Origin of the sequence: Kitasatospora sp. NPDC048545 (assembly GCF_040651155.1) — a bacterium.
Lineage (GTDB): Bacteria > Actinomycetota > Actinomycetes > Streptomycetales > Streptomycetaceae > Kitasatospora.
The window spans coordinates 174,981-191,277 of record NZ_JBEZIQ010000012.1; the positions used below are offsets into that span (position 1 = coordinate 174,981).

The following is a 16,297-nucleotide window of genomic DNA, read 5'->3' on the forward strand; positions in this document are numbered from 1 at the left end:
TTCCGGCGCAGCCTCGTTGGACCGGCCATGAAGAAGCGCAGCATGCTCGCCGTCGCCTCGCTCGCCGTGGGTGTCGTGGCCTCCCTCACCGCGCCGAGTGCGCACGCCAGCGCCGTGGGCGGCCAGGAGGGCCTGCCCGGGTCGCTCAGCAGCGCGCCCGACGTGCTGCCCGGTCAGGTCGGCGACGCCGGCGGTGTCGTCGGGCAGCCCACGGGCTTCGTGACCGGAACGGCGAACGGGCTGGTCGGGGTCACCCCCGCCTAGTCCCGCCCACCGGTCCGGTCCAGATCGGCTCCGGGCCGGCTCGCTCCGGGCCGTGCGCGGCCGAGGCGCCACGCGACGGAACCCGCCCGTTCAGGACATCGGCGCTCCGAGGTCCTGGGTCCAGTACGGGGTGCCGGCCTGGCTGGTGGCGAGGCCCACGCCGATGTCCTTGAAGCCGCAGTCCAGCATGTTCGACTGGTGGATGCCGCCGTCCATCCAGTGGGTGAAGACCGTGGCCGGGCTGGCCGTGCCCCGGTCGAGGTTCTCGCCCCACTGCGACCACCGGTAGCCGGCGGCGGTGATTCGGGCGTCGGCGCGGACGCCGTCCGGGTTGACGTGGTCGAAGAAGCCACGGGTGGCCATGTCGTCCGCGTGCTTCTGGGCGGCGGTGTGCAGCCGGGGGTCGATCCGCAGGGGTGCGCAACCCGCCTTGGCCCGCTCGGCGTTGATCAGGTCCACCAGCTGGCGCTCCTGGTTGGGCACCGGTGCGGCGGTGACCACGCGGGTCGGGGTCGTGGTCGGCGTGGGGGTCGACGTCGGGGTGGGGGTCTCCGTGGGCGTCGGCGTGGGCACCGGCGTCGGGACCACAGCCACGGGCGCGGCGGCAACGGTCGGGGTGTCCTGGGCGGCCGCCGGGGCGGTCGGCTCCGGGGCGGTCGGCAGCGGAGGCTCACCGTGTTGCGGCCAGACCAGCGCGAGGGTGGTCACGGCCACCGCCGCGGCCGCGCCGCTCACCAGGACGGCCTTGCGGGCCGCGGTGCCGGCCCAGCCGCCGTGTCCTCCCGCACCGGCGTGCGCGCCGGAACCGCTCCCCAGGCCCGCGCCCGAACCGGCTCCGGTGGCGGCGGTCTGGGCGGCGGCGGCCGCGGTGTGCTGGAAGTGCAGCAGGACGGGCGCGCCGTGCGGGATCGGCACCAGGGCGAGGCCGGCCAGCAGTCCTTCGGCGGGGAAGAGGTCACGGCCGAGGCCGTCGCAGCCGGCGCAGCTGCGGATGTGACGGGCGATGCGCTTGCGCCAGACCGAGTTCGGGGTGCCGTCGAAACCGGCGGTGAGCTCGGTCAGTTCGGGGCAGCGGGGGTAGGCGCTGAGGGCGCGGACTACGACGCGGCCGGCTTCGAGCTGCTTCTTCATCCGCTGGACGCGGACGGCGGTGTGCGCGGGGCTCAGGTCAAGGGACTCGGCGAGTTCGGCGCGGGTGAGGTCGCCCGCGGCCTCCAGCCACCACAGGGCGAGCAGTTCGCGGTCGTCCGGGTCGAGCCAGCGGGTCGCTTCGGCGACCTCCCGGCGCTGGCCGGAGAGGCCGAGCCGCAGGATGGTGAGGTCGGTGAAGTCGGCCCTGGGGTCGGCGACCTCCCAGGTCTCGTCCAGCCCGCCGACGGCCTGCTGCAGACCGGCGGCGTGACGACGGCGAACCTGGTTCATGGTGATGGCGACCAGCCACGAGCGGAACGAGTCCGGGTCACGGAGCCCGTCCAGACCGTCCAGCGCCCGGATCATGGTCTCCTGCGCGACGTCGTCCACGTCCGCGTGGCCGCCGAGGGCGCGGCCCGCGACGTTGTAGACGAGCGGCAACCAGGCGGCGACCAGCGCCTCCTGGGCCTGCCGGTCGCCGGCCTGCGCCGCGAGCACCAGGGTGCTTCCGGTCCTGTTCTGCACATCAGCGTTCATGGTCCGCACTCCGTCTTGCCGTGTTTCCGTCCGCCGCTGCCTCCTCGGAGACCTGTGGGGAGTGATCAGATAACAACAATGTGCGCGGAATCGGAAAATCGGCCCGGCCCGGAGCCCGGATCGGGCCGGGCTACGGGTCTGCTCGGGTCGGTCTGTTCGGGTCAGGTGTGTTCGGGTCAGGTCGGGCCGGTGCGGTTCCGGTGGAACGGGGGGCCGGGGCGGCTCGGGCCGGGGTCGGTCAGGCCGGGGCGGCGAACACCTGGGTCCACCACGGGCCGCCGGACCCGGTCCGCACACCCACGCCGAGCTGCTTGAACGCGCAGTTCAGGATGTTGGCCCGGTGGCCGGGGCTGTTCATCCAGGCGTCCATCACGGCCGCCGGGTCCTTCTGGCCCCGGGCGATGTTCTCGCCCCAGGTGCTCCACCGGTAGCCGGTGGCCTCGATCCGGTGGTCGGCGTGGTACCCCTCGGGGCTCGCGTGATCGAAGTAGTTGCGGTTGGCCATGTCGTCGCTGTGCGACTGGGCCGCCGTGGCCAGTCGCGGTTCGGACGCGACCGGTCCGCAGCCGGCCTTGGCGCGCTCGGCGTTGACCAGGTCCACGACCGCCTGGGCGTCCGACGGGGCCGCGCCGCCGCCGACCGGGGTGGCGGGCGCGGTGGCGGTCCGCTTGGCGGAGGTCGCCGCGGCTGCGGTGCTTCGGGTCTCGCTCGCGGTCGCCTTGGCGGGCGTGGCGGACGCGGTGGGGGTCGGGGTGGCGGTGGCAGTGGCCGTCGGGGTGGCCGAGGCGGTGGGGGTCGGGGTGGCCGAGGCGCTCGGGGTCGCCGCCGGGTCGCTCGCGGACGCGCCGGCCGACGGTATCGCGGCGGCCGGGTTCGCTCCCCCGGCGCCAGGGACCTGGATGCCCTCGTGGGTGCCGATCTCGGCGGCGATCAGCGCGTCGGCGGCCATCGCCTGGCCCATCGTGTCCCGGTCGGACTGCTTGCCGCCGTACGCGGCGTACCCGGCGCCCGCCAGCGCGGCGATCAGCCCGGTCCCGGCCACGGCCGCGACCACCGCGGTGACCGGCACGAACCCGCCGCGCCGGCGACCCCGGCGGCCCTGGCCCGCGTGCCGGTCGGCGGCCCGCCGCGCGGCCCGGCCACCGGACCGGCCGTGGGCGCCATCCGCGCCGCCGTCGCCGCCGGTGGCCGGGAGGATGGTCGTCCTGTCGTCGCTGTTCACGTGGTCACGCTTCCTGTTTCCGGGTCGGCTGGTCGGGTGCCGACACCTGGGAGACCCCCAGGCGACGCGCCGATAACAGAAAGTCCGAACGAATGTCCGGCGGCCCGGTCGCCGCGTCAGCGCACCGGGGCGTCCGGGGCCATGTCGTAGGTCAGGAACTGCGTCCGGGTGGCGACCCGGTCGTACTTTCCACGCGCCCGGTAGTTGGTCTCCGAGGTGATCCAGCGGACGGTGTTCCAACCTCGCTCGGCGGCGATCTCCCGCAACCCGGCCAGCAGCAGGTCCACGGCGCCGCCGCCCCGCACGTCCGGCGCGACGAAGAGGTCGTCCAGGAAGCAGCCGACGGCCCCGTGCAGGGGCCTGGCGAACGGCCGGTAGTGGGCGAGCCCGACCGGCCGCCCGTCGCCGTCCCGCACCAGCAGCCCGGACAGCTCGTGGTCCTCGTCGGTGAGCCAGGACCACACCAGCGCGGCCTTCTCCTCCGGGCACGGCACCCGGTAGAAGTCGCAGTACCCGCGGAAGAGTTCGCGCCAGGCGGCGAAGTCGTCGGCCTCGGGCGCGCCGACGCTCCAACGGTCGGCGGGGGTGCTGCTCATCTCGGTCTCCTCGGGGTCACGGCTCGTCGGGCGTGCCCAGCATGACGTCCCGTCGGCCCGGGTCCGATCACCACCCCGGCCAAGAGCGACGGCCGCCCGCTCCACTCCGGCGCTTGGAAACCGAGCGGCACCGGACCCGTCCCGACACCGGATCCGCACCGACGCCGGATCCGTCCGCCCGGGTGCCCCCGCCGCCAGGTATCGCGGCAAGGGGCGCTCACCGATGCCCGGTGCCCGGTGCCCGGGTGCTCTCCGGCGTCACCTGGACGTCGCGGGCACTCCGCTGGACGGCAGACCGACGACCCCGGCCAAGCCCCGGAGCCGGCGGCCGCGACCGGCCACCGCCCGGACCGTGCCCAGCCGGCCCCGGGCGTGGCGAGGCCGAGGGGGACAGAGCTCGCGGTGGAGGCCCGGGTGAACGCCCGGCAGCGTGCGCCCGTGCCGACGTCACGCGGGGTGCGGACCAGGTCCGGGCCGCCACCGCGCGCACCCCGTGCGTCGATCGCCTCGGGAAACGCGGCGGCGGAGCCCGCCGGGCCGCTCGCTCCGGCCCCGCTTCGGACGGCTCCAGCCCCGCTCCGGCCCCGGTCCGACCGCCGTCCGGCCCGTCACACCCCCCTCGTCGCCACACCGGAGCGCCCTCCTGCGGCGCTGCTGAGGCGCGGGCCGCCGGGGGCGCCGATGCTGGAGGAAGGAGGTGGTGGTGTGGCGGGGTTGCTGCGGTTGGCGGAGGTGTCGCGGGCGGTGGCGGTGGAGCCGGGGCGGCGGGCGAAGACGGGTCTGCTGGCCGGGTACCTGGGCGAGGCGGGGCCGGTGGAGGCGCCGGCGGCGGTGGCACTGCTGTCCGGGGAGTCGCAGCGGCTGCGGACGGGGGTCGGGCCCGCGGCGCTGCGGGGGCTGCCGGCGCCGACCGGCGAGGCGTCGCTCGGGGTGCGGGAGGTGGAGCGGGAGCTGGAGCGGATCGCGGGGGTGCACGGGGCCGGGGCGCAGGCGGAGCGGCGCCGGCTGTTGCACGGGCTGTTCGCCCGGGCGACCGGGGCGGAGCAGGGCTTCCTGCGGGCGGTGCTGGTCGGGGACCTGCGACAGGGGGCGTTGGACGCGGTGGTCGGGGACGCCGTGGCGCAGGCGGCAGGGGTCCCGGCCTCGGCGGTGCGGCGGGCGCTGATGTTCAGGGGCTCGGCGCGCGCGGTGGCGCAGGCCGCACTGACCGGTGGGGCGGACGCCCTGGCGGCGTTCCGGCTGGAGGTCGGACGGCCGGTGCGCCCGATGCTGGCCGCCTCCGCACCGGACGTGGCCGCGGCACTCCAGCGCACCGGCCCGGCCGCGCTGGAGTGGAAACTGGACGGCATCCGGGTGCAGGTACACCGGGACGGCGACGAGGTCGCCGTGTTCACCCGGAGCCTGGACGACATCACCGCGCGCGTCCCCGAGGTGGTGCAGGCCGCGCTGGCGCTGCCGCTGCGCTCGGCGGTGCTGGACGGCGAGGCGATCGCGCTCGGTCCCGACGGGCGGCCGCGCCCGTTCCAGGAGACCGCGGCGCGCGCCGCCGCCCGGCGGGACACGGAGCGGCTGCGCGCCGAAGTCCCGCTCAGCGTCCAGTTCTTCGACCTGCTGCACCGGGACGGCGAGGACCTGGTGGATCGTCCGGGCCGGGAGCGCTGGGCTGCGCTGGCCGGGTCGGCGCCGCCGGATCTGCGGGTGGCGCGCACCGAGACCGGGGATCCCGGGCGGGCGCTGGCGTTCTTCCGCGACACGCTGGCCCTCGGCCACGAGGGCGTCCTGGTGAAGGACCCGGCGGCCCCGTACGCGGCCGGGCGGCGCGGGATCGGCTGGATCAAGGTGAAGCCCCGACACACCCTGGACCTGGTCGTGCTGGCCGCCGAGTGGGGCAGCGGGCGGCGGCTCGGGTTCCTCAGCAACCTGCACCTGGGCGCCCGGGCGGCGGGTGAGCCGGGGCTCGGCCCGTGGGTGATGCTGGGCAAGACCTTCAAGGGCCTGACCGACGAGACTTTGGCCCGGCAGACCACCGAACTGCTGGCCCGGGAGACCGAGCGGGACGCCTGGACGGTGCGGGTCCGTCCGGAACTGGTGGTCGAGATCGCCTTCGACGGTCTGCAGCGCAGCTCCCGCTACCCGGCGGGGCTCGCCCTGCGGTTCGCCCGGGTGGTGCGCTACCGGCCGGACAAGGCAGCCGCCGAGGCCGACACCGTCGCGACTGTGCGGGAGATCGCCGCCGCCGAGGGGCTCTCCTCCTGATCCCGTGTCCGGGACGGCCCGGCCGCCGCTTGTCGGGGTGACGTCAATTCAAACCTGCGGCGGCGCCCGGGCGCCGGGACAGGGACCGAATCGGCCATTCTCGACGATCCCGCACCGCACCCTCCGTGGACGGAGCAGCGGCGGTTAGGTTGGCAATGACAACGAGAGGCAGCCGCCGGGCAGCCGGCGGCGCACTGGCGAGAGGTGCCCGACCATGCGGGTGAGCGTCGACCGGGACCGCTGCTGCAGCTCCGGGATGTGCGTCATGAACGTTCCCGAAGTCTTCGACCAGGACGAGGAGGACAGCCTGGTGAGACTCCGTCAGACCACCTTCCTGCCCTCGCAGTTCGCCGACCTGCGACTGGCCGCCCAGCTCTGCCCGGGCGGCGCCATCACCGTCACCGAGGACGAGCCCGCCGAGATCGACGGCTGACGCCCCCACCGCGGGACCACCACCGGCAGACCGCTTTCACCGGCGTCACCGCACCGTCTCCGACGGACCGCCGCGCAGCCGGTGGACCGCCCGGCACCCCACCCCCACCGGAGAACACCGCGACGCAAGGAGACCCCACCTTGACGAGCACGCCCACCACCGCCGTCCCGATTCCCGCCTCGCACTCCGCCGCCTGCCCGTTCGGCCCGCCGCCCGCCTACACCGAGGCCGCCGGCGCCGGACCCCTCACCCGCGCCGAACTGCCCGGGGGCGAGTCCTGCTGGCTGGCCACCGGCTACGCCGAGGTCCGCACCGTCCTGTCCGACCGCCGGTTCAGCGCGGACGTCCGCCACCCGAACTTCCCGCTCCTGGTCCCCGGCGTCCGGAAGCTGATCACCGAGAACCCGACTTTCCTGCGCCTCGACGACCCCGAGCACGCCCGGCTGCGTCGGATGGTCACCGGAGACTTCCTGGTCAAGCGGGTCGAGGCGATGCGTCCGGCCGTCCAGCGGATCGTCGACGAGGCACTGGACCGGATGACCGAGGGCCGGACCGAGGCCGACCTGGTCCCCGACTTCGCCCTGCCGGTCCCCTCCCTGGTGATCTGCCTGCTGCTCGGCGTCCCGTACGAGGACCGGGAGTTCTTCCAGGGCGTCAGCCGGACCCTGCTCAACAACACCAGCACCCCGGAGCAGCTCTCAGCGGCCCAGGACGAGATGCTCGACTACCTGAGCGAACTGGCGGCCCGCAAACGGGAGCAGCCGGAGGACGACATCCTGAGCCGGCTCGCCGCCCGGGACGACCTCACCCCGCGCGACGCCGCGGGCACCGGCATCCTGCTGCTGATCGCCGGCCACGAGACCACCGCGAACATGATCTCGCTCTCCACCGCCCTGCTCCTGGACCGGCCCGAGCAGGCCGCCAGGCTGGCCGACCCGGCCGCGGTGCCCGGCGCGGTGGAGGAGTTATTGCGCCACCTCACCATCGTGCACACCGGCCTGCCCCGGGTGGCCCTGGAGGACGTCGAGCTGGGCGGCACGACGGTCAGGGCCGGCGAGGGCGTGATCGCGATGATCTCCACCGCCAACCGGGACGGGACGGTGTTCGGCGGCAGCGGCCCCGGGCAGGTCGACGAACTGGACCTCGACCGGGACGCCCGGCGGCACATGGCCTTCGGCTTCGGCGTGCACCAGTGCCTGGACCAGCCGCTGGCCCGTGCCGAGCTGCAGATCGCCCTGGCCACCCTGTTCCGGCGGCTGCCCGGACTGCGGCCGGCCGGCCCGCCCGGCACGGCGGCCTTCCGCACGGACTCCTTCATCTACGGCATGCGGTCACTGCCTGTGACCTGGTGACTTCGCCCGGTCCGGATCCGGCCGCCGGAACGCGGGACTCCGCTCACCCGGCTGGCCCCGGCGACGGGGCGGAGGCAGGCTGGAAGGGCGAAGAGACACCCGGCCCGGCCGCACCCGCCGCCCGGCCCGCCGGACCGGCCGAGGAGACGGAGCCCGCGATGACCGACATGAGCGAACGGTCCGAGGTGAGCACCGACCGCGACGAGGACATCCGCGCCGCGGACCCTGAGGAGGGCATCACCTCGATGCAGAACCTGCACGCACAGGACACCTCGCAGGCGGAGGGCGACGCCGTGCCGGACGCACCCGGCCGGCTCGACTGACCGTCCACCGTACCGACTCGACCGCCCGGTGGGACCGGGCGGTCGCCGCGACCGCAGGTGTCGCTGCCCGGGTGGCGAATCACCGGCGGGGGAGGATAGGCGCATGACCGAACACGACCAAGGCCATCGGCAGGCCCGGCCGCCCGCGGACCCGCGCGCGTCGTGGGCGACCTGGACCACCCAATCCATCATCAGCGGCCCCGGCGGTGTCACCACCGCCGAGGTCGGCCCGATCTCCGGCGACCTCACCGTGCACACCACCTGGGTGGATGGCGAGGCGCGGCTGACCGTCCAGTACACCGGCGCGCTGGACTGGTACACGGTGTCCGGCAGTCCGGTGCCGGCCGCCGACGAGATCACCGCGCGGGCCATCCACCAGGCGATGGTGAACGGCGTGAAAACGGGCAGGGGTGCCGGCGCCCCGCCGCCGCTGACGACCTAGGCTCCGGGCGGTGCCGGGGCAGCCGGTCCTACGGGGCCTGCTCGCCCTCCGGCACCGCTCCGTCCGCCACCGCCGTTCCGCCCTTCCCCGTCGGCTCGCCCTTCACCACCGTTCCCCCCTTCCCCACCGTCTCGCCCTTCACCACCGGCGCGGCCGTGGTCCAGTAGGTCCAGCTCGCCGGCCGGCGCTCGCGCAGGTCCGCCCGGACCTCGTCGGCGAGTCGGCGGGTCTCGCGACGGTTCATGGTGGCGCCGATGCCCGCGCCGACCAGCAGCGGGGTCACCGAGGGCAGGTGGCGCAGCGAGCTGCGGGTCAGCCGGCGGCGCATCTGCTGGCGCACCTCCGCGCCGATCGCCAGCGCGGCGAAGCCCGCCGGGCGCACCAGCAGCGTCGCGTCGATCCCGCGACGGTTGGCCCACGCGCCCAGGTAGGCGCCGGCGCGCTGGGTCGCGGAGCCCTGCGCCGGGACGCCGTAGACCTCGTGCAGCTCGGCGATCAGCTTGATCTCCACGGCCGCCACGGCGATCGTCTCGGCCGCGATCTCGACCGGCATCGCGGGCGGCACCGGCATCATCGCCGCCGCGCCGACGCCCGCGCCGAGCGCGCCCGAGGCCCGGACGGCGCCGGTGACCAGCAGGTCGGCCAGCTGCTCCGGGAAGCTCGCGCCCGGGTGCTGCGCCCGCAGGGTGGCCAGGTCGCGCACCGGGATCCGCGGCGCAGCCCGCACCAGCTGCTCGGTGAGGGCCCGGCCGCCGTACGCGGCGCCCCTGGCCGCGCCCTTGGCGGCCCGGCCGCCGCTGCCGAGCAGCCGGGCGGTGTGCGCGACCACGGCCCGGCCGCGACCCCGCTGCCCGGCCTCGTACGCGGCGGCCGGCCCCTCGTCGACGGGCTGCTCGGCCTCCTCGACGAGTTCGGCGAGCTGTTCGCCCAGGTCCGGCTCGGGGGTCGGCGGCGAGCGCCGCGGTCTGCGGAAGACTGCCATGCGGATCACGTACCCGCCCGGGCCGGGCGCTACGCGGTGATCTCCACGCCGCGCCAGAACGCCACCCGGCCCCGCACGTGCTCCGCCTCGGGCTTCGGGTCGGTGTAGAACCAGGCCGCGTCGGGGTTGGTCCGCCCGTCCACCTCGACGGTGCAGTAGCCGGCGGTGCCCTTCCAGCCGCACACCGTGGTGGTCCCGGAGGGCCGCAGGTACTCGGTGCGGACCGATTCGGCCGGGAAGTAGTGGTTGCCCTCGACGACGACGGTGTCCGCGCTCTCGGCGATCACGACGCCCTGCCAACTCGCTGTGGTCATGCGGTGATTGTGCCCCACGGACGATCACCCCGACCGGCGATCCGGGGAATCGGGAAACCGGGAAACCGGGGAACCGGGCGGTCGGGCCGGCGCAGCGGGTGGACGGGACGGCGGGCGGTCAGGGCAGCGGGTGGGCGTGGACCGGCAGGTGCGGGCTCTGGTGGCCGCCACTGGCGAGCATCCGGACCTCTCCGGAGTCACTGATCTCGGCGCGGACGATGCCGCTGTCATCCTCGTACACCGGGTGGCCGCCCGGGCCGGTCGCGCTGGTGCGGGTGACCACGACCACGTCCTGCGGGGCCTGGGTACCGGGGTTACCGGGAAAGGTGAGGGCGTAACGCTGAGCGGGGTTCATCACCGGTTCCTGCTCCCTGTCGGCGGGTGTCGCGGGCCGCCGTCGGCGTCCGCTGCGGGCCGCGCCGGGCCCGTCACCCGGCTGCGGCCTCGGCGGCCCGGGCGTGCGAGCCGCGGACCTCCAGCTCGCCGAGCAGCCGGGCGGTGGCCTCCGCCACCGCGTCCACGGCCCGGTCGAAGGCCTCCCGGTTGTGCGCCGCCGGGGCGCGGAACCCGGACACCTTGCGGACGTACTGCAGCGCGGCGGCCCGGAAGTCGTCCTCGTCGGCGTCGGGCGTCACGGGCGGTCGCAGCGTCTTGATGTTGCGGCACATGTCCCCAGTCTCGCGCGCGCGGGCCGTACTGGCGACCCCCTTTCGTCACGCACTCCTCACGGGGGCGTCATCCGGCAGGATTAGGATGCCGGACGAACGAATTCGTCCGCCGCGCGTTCCCCGGTCGTCGGCATCACCCCGGAGCCACCCCCTTGCCTCTCGCGCTGCTCGCGCTGGCCGTCACCGCGTTCGCCATCGGCACTACCGAGTTCGCCGCCATGGGGCTGCTCCCCCAGGTCGCCGACGACCTCCACGTCTCCATCCCGCAGGCGGGCTGGCTCATATCCGCGTACGCGCTGGGCGTCGTGATCGGCGCGCCGCTGCTCACGGTGGCGGCCTCCGGGCGGCCCCGCAAGGCGGTCCTGGTGGCACTGGCCGGGCTGTTCGCGACCGGCAACCTGCTGTGCGCACTGGCACCGGACTTCTGGACGCTGGCCGCCGCGCGACTGGTCACCGGGCTGCCGCACGGTGCCTTCTTCGGGGCGGGCGCGGTCGCCGCGGCCGAGCTGGTCGCGCCCGACCGGCGGGCCCGGGCGGTGGCCGTGATGTTCTCCGGGCTGACCGTCGCCAACATCGTCGGTGTCCCGGCCGCGACCCTGCTCGGGCAGCACCTGGGCTGGCGGGCGACCATGCTGGTGGTCGTGCTGATCGCCGCCGCCGGGACGCTCGCCATCGCCCGGCTGGTGCCCGAGCTGCCCGCCCCCGCCCACTCCGGGCTGCGGCACGAGCTGCGGGCCTTCCGCAGCGGGCAGCTGTGGCTGGCCCTGGCCACGGTGGTGTTCGGCTGCGGCGGCTTCTTCGCCTGCTACAGCTACATCGCGCCGCTGCTCACCGAGGTCTCCGGGTACGCCACCGGCTCCGTCACCCTGGTGCTGGCGCTGTTCGGGGTCGGGATGACGATCGGCAACGTGCTCGGCGGGTTCGCAGCCGACCGGGCCCTGCGGCCGACCGTCTGCGCGGCCTTCGTGCTGCTCTCCGCCGCCCTGGCACTGTTCGCGGTGACCGCGCACGCCCGGTGGCCGGCGGCCGTGACGGTGGTGCTGATCGGGCTGTTCGGCTTCGCGATCGTGCCGGCGGTGCAGACCCTGGTGCTGCAGAAGGCCCGCAGCGCGCCGACGCTGGCCTCCGCGACCGTGCAGGGCGCCTTCAACCTGGCCAACGCCCAGGGCGCCTACTTCGGCGGGCTGGCGCTGGACGCCGGACTCGGCTGGACCTCGCCGACCCTGGTGGGCGCGGGCCTGGCCGCCTCGGGCGCGCTGGTCTCGGTGCTCGCCTGGGCGGCCGACCGACGGCGGCCCGCACCCGTGGCCGCGGAGCCGGCCGCCCCTGCCCCTGCCGCTGCCGCGGTGACCGGGGTCTAGGGTCCGTGCTCGACCCTCCGTCGTCCGCCCGGACGGTCGGGTCCGAGGACCGGGAGCTACCGAGGACCGGAGCTGTCGAGGGCCGGAGCTGTCGGGGACCGGGAGCTACCGCCTCTCGATGTCCCGGTGGGCGTCGGCGAGCAGCCGGTAGCCCTCGCCGTTGGCCATGATGCCGCTCCGCTCCTCCTCGCTCAGCTCCCGACGGACCTTCGCCGGGACGCCCGCGACCAGCGAGCCGGGCGGGACCACCATGCCCTGCGGGACGACCGCGCCGGCCGCGACCAGCGAGCCGGTGCCGATCCGGGCGCCGTTCAGCACCGTGGCGTTCATGCCCACCAGGACGTCGTCCTCGACCGTGCAACCGTGCAGCACCGCGTTGTGGCCGACCGAGATCCGCTCACCGACCACCAGGGGGAAGCCGGGGTCGGCGTGCAGGGTGCAGTTGTCCTGGATGTTGCTCCCCACGCCGACGCTGATCGACTCGGCGTCGCCGCGCAGCACCGCGCCGTACCAGATGCTCGCGCCCGCGCCGACCGTCACGTCCCCGATCACGACGGCGTTCGGCGCGACGAAGGCGTCCGGGTCGACGGCGGGCGCCTTGCCCCCGACTGCGGCGATCAGCGGCTCTGCCATGTCTCGTCCTCCTGGTGACGGTGGGCCGTGGTGTCGCCGGTCAGCGTAGGGGGTCGGTCACCACAGCGTGCGGGCGAGGTCGGGCAGGGGTGCGGGGGCGGGCACGGGTGCGGGTGCGGGTGCAGAGGTGGGGGCGGGGGCGGCGGGCTGGGGTCCGCACAGCGCGGTCGTGGTCACCTCGTCCCAGGCGGCGACGGCGGCGGCCGGGTCCGGCGTGTCGTCGATGGTGGTGCTCCCGGCGTACTGCCGCCTGCCGTCCGCCGATCCGACCATCATCGTGACGTAGCCGGGGAAACCGCCGGCGTGGCCCCAGAAGGTGCCGCAGGGGGTGTCGACCCGCTGCAGGCCGAGACCGTAGGACCGGCCGTCGCCGTGGGTGGTGGTCTGCCTCCATGGCGGCGAGTTCGGCCGGGTGCAGCAGGTGTCCGCCGAACAGGGCCGCGAGCAAGGTGGTCAGGTCGGCGGTGGTGGAGATGCCGGCGCCGGACGATCCCGCCATGGAGGGGTTGAGCAGGGTGACGTCGGCCGGGCCGGTGTCCGCCTTGTCGTAGCCGTGGGCGTGGGGGCCGGGGACGACGGGCGAGTCGCCGGGCATCCAGGTGTCGGTGAGGCCGAGCGGGCGGATGATCCTGCGGGTCACCTCCTCGTTCCAGCTGCGGCCGGTGGGCTTCTCGATGATCATGCCGACCAGGACGTAGTCGGGGTTGGAGAACTGCCAGTCGGTGCCGGGCGGGAAGGCCGACGGGTACCGGTGGGCGATGTCGACCAGGTCCCGGAGGGCGTAGTGCCGGTAGCGGCCGCCGGAGAGCCACTCCGGGCGCCGGCGGTCGAAGGCCGGGTCCCGGGTGTAGTCGGCGACGCCGCTGGTGTGGTCGAGCAGCTGCCGGACGGTGATCGCGGTGCTGTTCGGGACGATCCCGGGCAGCAGGCACTCCAGCCGGTCGTCGAGGTCCAGTCGGTGCTCGCCGACGAGTTGGAGCAGCGTGGTGGCGACGAAGGTCTTGGTGGCGCTGCCGATCCGGAAGGAGCCCCGGGGGTCGGCGGGTTCGCCGGTGGCGAGTCCGGCCTCGGTACTGGTGGGCTCGCGTAATCAACTGTCGCGTATTCACTGCCGTAGGAAGCCCGCTGGTGACTGTTCGTAGTGCTGGGCGGATGCGGCTGGAGGATCGGGAGGCTCTGCTGGGTCGAGTCAGGAACTCGGAGAGTCCGTGTCGATGACGATCATCTTCTCCAGCGTGTACCTGTCCAGGTCCGGATGGTGCCCTTGCTGACCAGCTCGGATGCGGTGGAATCGGAAGGTGCCATTGGTGGTACCCGCGCTGACGATGCATCGGATCTGGAGTGGAGGTTCAACTGAACGGCCGAGATGGCAGATGTGCAAGGCCAGCGTAAGGCCCTGGGCCAGTAGGAGCCGTTGATCGGCCTCGGCGATGACAGGCTCGCCATCATCCAGGACGTCGACGGTCACGGGCACGTAGTCCTCAAGGTGGAAGCTGTTGACGCTGCACTCCCACGCGGTGAGGTCGATGAAGCCTCCGGGTCCGGTGTCACGCAGGTGACGGGCGGTATTGGTCAGCACCACCGCGTCCCCATGGAGAGCGATGCCGTTGGCTACGAGATCACGGAGGCCAGCTGTCAGTTCCCGTGGTGGCTGTGGGCCTGTATTTCAATTACTGCTTGCTCTGGTGGAGTTGGTGCGATGGTGGACCATGCCTGTGCGTCCCCCGGTCACCGCCTTGCGGGCCAAGTTCGATCGGATCCTGCCTCATCTCGACGAGCGCCGTCGTCGGCTCTACCTGGCCAGCGAGGCCGCGGCGATCGGCCATGGCGGGATCGCCTTGGTGGCTGCAGCCTCCGGGACCAGTACCTCCACTGTCGCGCGCGGCGTCACCGAGTTGGCCAGGGATCCGGTGCCGACGCGGAGGGTCCGGACTGTGGGTGCCGGCCGCAAGCCGTTGACGGTCACCGATCCCGGCCTGATGCCGGCGCTCGAGGCGCTGATCGAACCGCACACCCGGGGTGATCCGGTCTCCCCGCTGCGGTGGACCACCTTGTCGCTACGGGCTCTGGCATCGGCGCTCACGTCGCAGGGCCATCAGGTCAGTGCCGCAACCGTCGGGCGACTGTTGCACAGCCTGGGCTACAGCCTGCAGGGCACCGTCAAGACCACCGAGGGCGCCGGCCACCCGGATCGCGACGCCCAGTTCGCCCACCTCAACGCCACGGCCACGGCCTTCCTCGACGACCGGCAACCGGTGATCAGCGTCGACACCAAGGCCAAGGAATGGCTTGGGAACCGCGACCGGCCCGGCCGCACCTGGAGGCCGGGCAAGAATCCGATCAAGGTCGACTGTCACACCTTCACCACCAGCGACCAGCCCGTCGCCATCCCGTACGGAATCTACGACATCGCCACCAACACCGGCTGGGTCAACGTCGGGACCGACCACGACACCGCCGAGTTCGCGGTCGAGTCCATACGCCGCTGGTGGCAGCACCGCGGACGGGTGCACCACCCGAACGCCACCCGGCTGCTGATCACCGCCGACGCCGGCGGCTCCAACGATCCCCGCCGCTGGACCTGGAAGAAGCACTTGGCCGCCTTCGCCCTGGAGAGCGGCCTGGAGATCACGGTCTGCCACTTCCCACCAGGCACATCGAAGTGGAACAAGATCGAACACCGGATGTTCTGCCATATCACCGCGAACTGGCGCGGCCGGCCGCTCACCAGCTACGAGGTCGTCATCGAGACCATCGCCGCGACGACCACCCGGACCGGGCTGACCATCGGCGCCGAGCTGGACACCGGCAGCTATCGCCTGGGCTCCACAGTGACCGCTGCCGAGTTCCAGGCCCTGCCGACCACGCCCGATGCGTTCCACGGCGACTGGAACTACACACTGGCACCCGTTCCACCGCGCCCTCCGGAGGCGCAGGCGGCCAAGCAGCGGATCGACCCCGGCCTGACCGGGATGCTCAGCGATCCGGCCCTGACCGGCATGTCACGGTCCGACTTCGAACGCCTGGTGGCAGTCTCGGAGCCGTACTGGGACGCCCTGGCCGAGGCGGCCTTCCAGCGACGCTTCCACCGTCCGCGCAGCTACCTCCACCCGCAGACCAGCAGCCTCGACCATTACCACCGCCTCCTGGCGGCGCTGTTACGCCGCCGCAGGGCGATCACCAGCACCCTCCTGGCCCAGCTGCTGGGCGTCACCCGCACCAACCTCTCCAACCAGTTCCAGGACGGGCACCGCCTGCTGGACCTGCACCGCACCGTCGTCACACCGCTGCCCGGGTCACCCGCCCGGACCCTGGAACAGCTCCGAGCTCGCTTGCCTGAGCCAGCAAACGAGGAAGATCAAAGCTGACAGTAATTCAGATACAGGCCCTGTGTGGGTGCGAGTCCTGTCCATGGGCCGAGGAGGGCCGCTGCCGCATCGTTCATCTGCATGGGCAAGGATCCCTCAGAGGCTCAGGAGAGTGGGAAGCAGGGCCGCTTCCCCGTGTCCTTGGACAGCGAAGTTAGGCCGTGTCCTGCCGATCAGTTGAGTCGTTGATACGACTATGGGGAGTAGGGGTGATCTGACCGATGGTCAGTGGGAGCGGCTTCGGCCGCTGCTGCCTGTGAGCAACGGGCGTTGTGGCAGGTGGCGGGACCACCGTCAGGTCATCGACGGCATCGTGTACCGGGCGCGGACTGGCGTGCCGTGGCGCGACCTTCCGGAGCGCTACGGTCCGTGGAAGACGGTCCATGAGCGGCATCGCCGCTGGTCAGCGGATGGG

Annotated in this window: 18 protein-coding genes and 2 pseudogenes; 9 read left to right on the plus strand and 11 right to left on the minus strand. The window is 73.7% G+C overall.

Annotated features, from left to right (window positions below):
* Positions 1 to 27: 27 nt before the first annotated feature.
* Positions 28 to 264, plus strand: coding sequence for a hypothetical protein (locus tag AB0D10_RS14710; RefSeq protein WP_360255623.1), 237 nt, complete (start codon positions 28 to 30; stop codon positions 262 to 264).
* A 90-nt stretch (positions 265 to 354) separates the two neighbouring features.
* On the opposite strand, the gene AB0D10_RS14715 is transcribed toward AB0D10_RS14710, so the two are convergent.
* The 3 genes from AB0D10_RS14715 to AB0D10_RS14725 all read right to left on the minus strand — a co-directional run bounded on the left by AB0D10_RS14715 (position 355) and on the right by AB0D10_RS14725 (position 3,750).
* Entirely contained in the window at positions 355 to 1,932 is a 1,578-nt protein-coding gene (locus tag AB0D10_RS14715; protein WP_360255625.1) for a sigma-70 family RNA polymerase sigma factor, read from the minus strand.
* A 238-nt stretch (positions 1,933 to 2,170) separates the two neighbouring features.
* Positions 2,171 to 3,154, minus strand: coding sequence for a CAP domain-containing protein (locus AB0D10_RS14720; RefSeq protein ID WP_360255628.1), 984 nt, complete (start codon positions 3,152 to 3,154; stop codon positions 2,171 to 2,173).
* A 116-nt stretch (positions 3,155 to 3,270) separates the two neighbouring features.
* Positions 3,271 to 3,750, minus strand: a complete 480-nt coding sequence (locus AB0D10_RS14725; protein WP_360255630.1) for a GNAT family N-acetyltransferase — start codon at positions 3,748 to 3,750, stop codon at positions 3,271 to 3,273.
* Between the two features lie 705 nt (positions 3,751 to 4,455).
* On the opposite strand from AB0D10_RS14725, the gene AB0D10_RS14730 reads away from it, so the two are divergent.
* The 5 genes from AB0D10_RS14730 to AB0D10_RS14750 all read left to right on the plus strand — a co-directional run bounded on the left by AB0D10_RS14730 (position 4,456) and on the right by AB0D10_RS14750 (position 8,556).
* Positions 4,456 to 6,006, plus strand: a complete 1,551-nt coding sequence (locus AB0D10_RS14730; protein ID WP_360255632.1) for an ATP-dependent DNA ligase — start codon at positions 4,456 to 4,458, stop codon at positions 6,004 to 6,006.
* 214 nt (positions 6,007 to 6,220) lie between these two features.
* Positions 6,221 to 6,439 (plus strand): ferredoxin, encoded by a 219-nt coding sequence (locus tag AB0D10_RS14735; protein WP_360255634.1) that lies wholly within the window; start codon positions 6,221 to 6,223, stop codon positions 6,437 to 6,439.
* Between the two features lie 140 nt (positions 6,440 to 6,579).
* Positions 6,580 to 7,791 (plus strand): cytochrome P450, encoded by a 1,212-nt coding sequence (locus AB0D10_RS14740; RefSeq protein ID WP_360255636.1) that lies wholly within the window; start codon positions 6,580 to 6,582, stop codon positions 7,789 to 7,791.
* 158 nt (positions 7,792 to 7,949) lie between these two features.
* Positions 7,950 to 8,114 carry a hypothetical protein gene (locus AB0D10_RS14745; protein ID WP_360255638.1) on the plus strand — a complete coding sequence of 55 codons (165 nt, stop codon included), beginning with the start codon at positions 7,950 to 7,952 and terminating at the stop codon, positions 8,112 to 8,114.
* Between the two features lie 103 nt (positions 8,115 to 8,217).
* A complete protein-coding gene (locus AB0D10_RS14750; protein ID WP_360255640.1) occupies positions 8,218 to 8,556 on the plus strand; it encodes a hypothetical protein in 339 nt (112 codons plus the stop codon).
* Positions 8,557 to 8,584: 28 nt separating this feature from the next.
* Here the strand turns inward: AB0D10_RS14750 and AB0D10_RS14755 are convergent, their stop codons facing one another.
* From AB0D10_RS14755 to AB0D10_RS14770, 4 genes are all read right to left on the minus strand, one after another.
* Positions 8,585 to 9,538, minus strand: a complete 954-nt coding sequence (locus AB0D10_RS14755) for a hypothetical protein (RefSeq protein WP_360255642.1) — start codon at positions 9,536 to 9,538, stop codon at positions 8,585 to 8,587.
* Between the two features lie 29 nt (positions 9,539 to 9,567).
* Complete coding sequence (locus tag AB0D10_RS14760; RefSeq protein ID WP_360255644.1) at positions 9,568 to 9,852, minus strand: DUF427 domain-containing protein; 285 nt, start codon at positions 9,850 to 9,852, stop codon at positions 9,568 to 9,570.
* A 118-nt stretch (positions 9,853 to 9,970) separates the two neighbouring features.
* Entirely contained in the window at positions 9,971 to 10,207 is a 237-nt protein-coding gene (locus AB0D10_RS14765) for a DUF6296 family protein (protein WP_360255646.1), read from the minus strand.
* Positions 10,208 to 10,280: 73 nt separating this feature from the next.
* Positions 10,281 to 10,520: a DUF2277 domain-containing protein gene (locus tag AB0D10_RS14770; protein WP_360255648.1), complete on the minus strand. Its 240-nt coding sequence runs from the start codon at positions 10,518 to 10,520 to the stop codon at positions 10,281 to 10,283.
* Between the two features lie 152 nt (positions 10,521 to 10,672).
* Between AB0D10_RS14770 and AB0D10_RS14775 the strand changes: the two genes are divergently transcribed.
* Positions 10,673 to 11,881 (plus strand): MFS transporter, encoded by a 1,209-nt coding sequence (locus tag AB0D10_RS14775; RefSeq protein ID WP_360255650.1) that lies wholly within the window; start codon positions 10,673 to 10,675, stop codon positions 11,879 to 11,881.
* Between the two features lie 105 nt (positions 11,882 to 11,986).
* Here AB0D10_RS14775 and AB0D10_RS14780 read toward each other — a convergent pair whose 3' ends face one another.
* The 4 genes and pseudogenes from AB0D10_RS14780 to AB0D10_RS14795 form a co-directional block, all read right to left on the minus strand.
* Complete coding sequence (locus tag AB0D10_RS14780; protein ID WP_360255652.1) at positions 11,987 to 12,514, minus strand: gamma carbonic anhydrase family protein; 528 nt, start codon at positions 12,512 to 12,514, stop codon at positions 11,987 to 11,989.
* 57 nt (positions 12,515 to 12,571) lie between these two features.
* Positions 12,572 to 12,790 (minus strand): hypothetical protein, encoded by a 219-nt coding sequence (locus tag AB0D10_RS14785; protein WP_360255654.1) that lies wholly within the window; start codon positions 12,788 to 12,790, stop codon positions 12,572 to 12,574.
* A gap of 127 nt (positions 12,791 to 12,917) precedes the next feature.
* Positions 12,918 to 13,532, minus strand: a pseudogene (locus AB0D10_RS14790) (serine hydrolase domain-containing protein); the annotation flags it as partial.
* Positions 13,533 to 13,703: 171 nt separating this feature from the next.
* On the minus strand, positions 13,704 to 14,096 hold the full coding sequence (locus tag AB0D10_RS14795) for a hypothetical protein (protein WP_360255656.1): 393 nt from the start codon (positions 14,094 to 14,096) through the stop codon (positions 13,704 to 13,706).
* 127 nt (positions 14,097 to 14,223) lie between these two features.
* Here AB0D10_RS14795 and AB0D10_RS14800 point away from each other — a divergent pair.
* Together AB0D10_RS14800 and AB0D10_RS14805 are read left to right on the plus strand one after the other, a co-directional pair.
* Positions 14,224 to 15,785: pseudogene (locus tag AB0D10_RS14800) on the plus strand (ISAzo13 family transposase); the annotation flags it as partial.
* Positions 15,786 to 16,078: 293 nt separating this feature from the next.
* A partial coding sequence (locus AB0D10_RS14805) for a transposase (RefSeq protein WP_360255658.1) occupies positions 16,079 to 16,297 on the plus strand: 219 nt, incomplete at its 3' end.

Bases quoted from the DNA above. Each gene is read 5' to 3' on its own strand.
- AB0D10_RS14710 (WP_360255623.1), top strand. From the start codon at position 28: ATGAAGAAGCGCAGCATGCTCGCCGTCGCCTCGCTCGCCGTGGGTGTC.
- AB0D10_RS14715 (WP_360255625.1), bottom strand. From the start codon at position 1,932: ATGAACGCTGATGTGCAGAACAGGACCGGAAGCACCCTGGTGCTCGCG.
- AB0D10_RS14725 (WP_360255630.1), bottom strand. From the start codon at position 3,750: ATGAGCAGCACCCCCGCCGACCGTTGGAGCGTCGGCGCGCCCGAGGCC.
- AB0D10_RS14735 (WP_360255634.1), top strand. From the start codon at position 6,221: ATGCGGGTGAGCGTCGACCGGGACCGCTGCTGCAGCTCCGGGATGTGC.
- AB0D10_RS14745 (WP_360255638.1), top strand. From the start codon at position 7,950: ATGACCGACATGAGCGAACGGTCCGAGGTGAGCACCGACCGCGACGAG.
- AB0D10_RS14750 (WP_360255640.1), top strand. From the start codon at position 8,218: ATGACCGAACACGACCAAGGCCATCGGCAGGCCCGGCCGCCCGCGGAC.
- AB0D10_RS14755 (WP_360255642.1), bottom strand. From the start codon at position 9,538: ATGGCAGTCTTCCGCAGACCGCGGCGCTCGCCGCCGACCCCCGAGCCG.
- AB0D10_RS14760 (WP_360255644.1), bottom strand. From the start codon at position 9,852: ATGACCACAGCGAGTTGGCAGGGCGTCGTGATCGCCGAGAGCGCGGAC.
- AB0D10_RS14765 (WP_360255646.1), bottom strand. From the start codon at position 10,207: ATGAACCCCGCTCAGCGTTACGCCCTCACCTTTCCCGGTAACCCCGGT.
- AB0D10_RS14770 (WP_360255648.1), bottom strand. From the start codon at position 10,520: ATGTGCCGCAACATCAAGACGCTGCGACCGCCCGTGACGCCCGACGCC.
- AB0D10_RS14780 (WP_360255652.1), bottom strand. From the start codon at position 12,514: ATGGCAGAGCCGCTGATCGCCGCAGTCGGGGGCAAGGCGCCCGCCGTC.
- AB0D10_RS14785 (WP_360255654.1), bottom strand. From the start codon at position 12,790: ATGATGGTCGGATCGGCGGACGGCAGGCGGCAGTACGCCGGGAGCACC.